Consider the following 3,113-nt stretch of genomic DNA (forward strand, 5'->3'; position numbering starts at 1 on the left):
GAATCTATTATGTCTTCACGAATTTCATTTAAAATTCATTATAACCTTATAAAATTAAATTTTTATTTATCTGAAAGGGAAGAGAAGCCGGTCGGTAAAAATGGCCCCTTTCATGGGCGATTCCTACTCGTTTCTGAGGACTTTGAGGGGATCGACCTGTGAAGCTTTCCTGGCGGGATAGAGAGACGAGAAGAGCGTAATCAGAAAGGCGCCCACGATGATACTGACGAAATCGACGATATCCAGATCCAGAGGCAGCCTGCTCGTACCGTAGACATCTTCGGGAAGGGTGACGATATCGAAACGGCTCAACAGCTCCATGCCGCCCAGGCCCAGTACGGCCCCGACGAAGACACCACCCAGCCCTATGATGAGCCCCAGTCTGAAAAAGATCTGCATGATCTCCCGTTTCGACGCCCCCAGAGAGAGCAGCAAAGCCACTTCGCTTCTGCGGTTCATGACGGTCATGAGCAGCGAACTGACGATATTGAGCGACGCGATCAGGATGATCAGCATCAAAACGATGAAGAGGGCCCGTTTCTCCATCTGCATCGCCGCGAAGAAGTTGCCGTTTTGCTGCCACCACCCGATGATGCCCACCGAGCCCGGAAGCTCTTCCTTGATCTGTTCGATGTCGCGCATCGGATGGTCCGACTCGATATGGATGCCGTCGTAACGGCCCGGTTCGCGTCCCAGGATCTTTTCGAACGTCCTGAAAGAGGTGTAGTAGTAGCTCTCGTCGTAGGAGTTGAGCCCCGAGCGGAAAAGCCCCTCGATTTTGAAACGCTTGGAAAGGGGCATCAGCGAAAGTCCCGCCGGCTGGAGTTTCGAAAAGATGAACATGATCCTGTCGCCGATATGAAGATTGAGGTGCTCCGCCAGAGGCCGGCCGATGATGACACCGTACTTTCCGAAAGGTTTGGTGTAGGCTTTGGCGAAGACTTCGTTGACGAGTTTTTCCCTCTCCGGGTCGATGCCGAACATCAGTCCCCCTTTGAGGGTACCGCCTTTTCGCACCATCACCTGGGTCTGCATGTAGGGGCTGAAACGAAGATCGGGAAATTTGTCTTCCAGAGAGGCTACCAGATCGTCATCGATGGCATGAGGGAGTTTCGGATAGACGGTCAGGGGGTAGTTCATCACGAAAAGACGTTTTTCGAACTCCTTCTCCATCCCGTTCATGATCGCCATGGCGATGATCAATACCGTCACGCCGATGGCGATACCCAAAAAAGCGAGAATGGCCGAAAGAAAGATGAAAGGATGCTCTTTGTCGAAGCGCAGATAGCGCCGTACCATCGTGTTGACGAAACGGGGGTTCATGAAATCGCCTCCGGCGATTTGCGGGAAACGGGAAACGGGAAACGGGAAACGGATGGCCGCTGAGCGGCCATTATTGAGACAAAAGAAGCGCTGTAGAGCATTCTGACCTGTTCACTGTTCACGGTTTACCGTTCACTCACCCTTTTCCGCGAGCAATCCTCTTTTCGGGCCGCTTCTGCCGCAGCAGTGTTTGTACTTCTTGCCGCTGCCGCAGGGGCAGGGGTCGTTGCGTTTGGGCTTTTTGCTGCCGGTGAGGGGTGCAAGCTCCTCCTCCTTGTTGGTGGAGAGGTTTTCCATTTCAGCTTCCATCTGGGCGCGCATACGCTCGATCGCCTCCTGCTCCTGCTGCATCTCCTCTTCCGATTTGAAGCGGATGAGATAGAGGGTTTTGAGCGCTTCGAACTTGATCGACTCGACCAGTTCGGTAAAGAGGTTGTAGCTCTCTTTTTTGTACTCGACCAGGGGATCCTTCTGGTTGTAACCCCGAAGGCCGATACCGGTCTTGAGGATATCCATCTGGTAGAGGTGGTCGCGCCATGCGTTGTCGAGGACCTGCAGATAGATGATCCTCTCGATCTCGTTGCGCTGATCGGGATGAATCGCGCCCATTTTGCTCTCGTAGCGCGCTTTGAGTTCGCCGAGCAGATACTCTCTCAGATCCGAATACTCTTTTCCCTCCAGCTCTTCCGGCTCGAACGCCTCGCCCAGCTCTTCGAGGAGTTTCAGACGCAGCCGCTCCAGGTCGAAATCCTCCTGGGGCGCCCCGTCGAAGATACCGCACTCCATCATCAGATGCTCCAGATACTCTTCCCTGACCGCATCGATCTTTTCGGAGATGTTGAATTCCGGGTTCAGCAATTCGTGGCGGAACTTATAGACCAGCTTTCTCTGCTCGTTTGCGACATCGTCGTACTCGAGCAGGTGTTTACGCGATTCGAAGTGGAGATTTTCGACCTTTTTCTGCGCCTTCTCGACGGCACGGGTCACCATCTTCGATTCGATGTATTCCCCCTCTTCGACACCCATCTTGTCCATGATCGTCTTGATCCGCTCGCTGCCGAAGATGCGCAGCAGATGGTCTTCGAGACTCAGGTAGAAGCGGCTCTCACCCGGATCGCCCTGGCGTCCAGAACGGCCCCGCAGCTGGTTGTCGATACGGCGGCTTTCGTGCCGTTCGGTACCGATGATGTAGAGGCCGCCCAGCTTGCGCACTTCGTCGTCGATCTTGATGTCGACACCCCGGCCCGCCATGTTGGTGGCGATGGTGACGGCCCCTTTTTTGCCCGCGTCCTTGATGATCTCCGCCTCGTGCTCGTGGTTTTTGGCGTTGAGGACATTGTGGGGGATCTTCTCTTTTTTGAGCAGTTCGTGAAGCACTTCGGACTTCTCGATGGAAGCGGTTCCCACCAGGACCGGCTGCCCCTTTTTGTTGCGCTCTTTGATGTCGCGTATGACGGCGTCGAACTTCTCCCGCTCGGTTTTGTAGATCAGATCGGGCATATCCTTTCGGATCACCGGGACGTTGGTCGGGATCGAGATGACGTCCAGCCCGTAGATCTCGGCGAACTCCGTCGCTTCGGTCTGGGCCGTACCGGTCATACCCGCCAGTTTTTCATACATCCGGAAGTAGTTCTGGAAGGTGATGTCGGCCAGTGTCTGGGACTCCTCCTTGATCTCGACCCCCTCTTTGGCTTCCAGGGCCTGGTGAAGTCCCTCGCTGAAACGGCGCCCTTCACTCAGGCGTCCGGTGAACTCGTCGACGATGACGATCTCGCCGTCCTTGACGACGT

At 54.8% G+C, this 3,113-nt stretch carries 2 protein-coding genes; both read right to left on the minus strand.

All coding sequences use genetic code 11. The features are described 5' to 3' along the window. Positions 1-123 precede the first annotated feature (123 nt). Positions 124-1,323, minus strand: coding sequence for an ABC transporter permease (locus Q1K23_RS03950; RefSeq protein ID WP_300362640.1), 1,200 nt, complete (start codon positions 1,321-1,323; stop codon positions 124-126). A 132-nt stretch (positions 1,324-1,455) separates the two neighbouring features. Further along, positions 1,456-3,113 (minus strand): SEC-C metal-binding domain-containing protein (locus tag Q1K23_RS03955; RefSeq protein ID WP_300362641.1); only part of this gene is annotated, 1,658 nt, incomplete at its 5' end.

It is taken from the genome of Hydrogenimonas sp. (genome assembly GCF_029933015.1).
In the GTDB taxonomy this organism is placed as follows: Bacteria; Campylobacterota; Campylobacteria; order Campylobacterales; family Hydrogenimonadaceae; genus Hydrogenimonas.

Bases quoted from the DNA above. Each gene is read 5' to 3' on its own strand.
- Q1K23_RS03950 (WP_300362640.1), bottom strand. From the start codon at position 1,323: ATGAACCCCCGTTTCGTCAACACGATGGTACGGCGCTATCTGCGCTTC.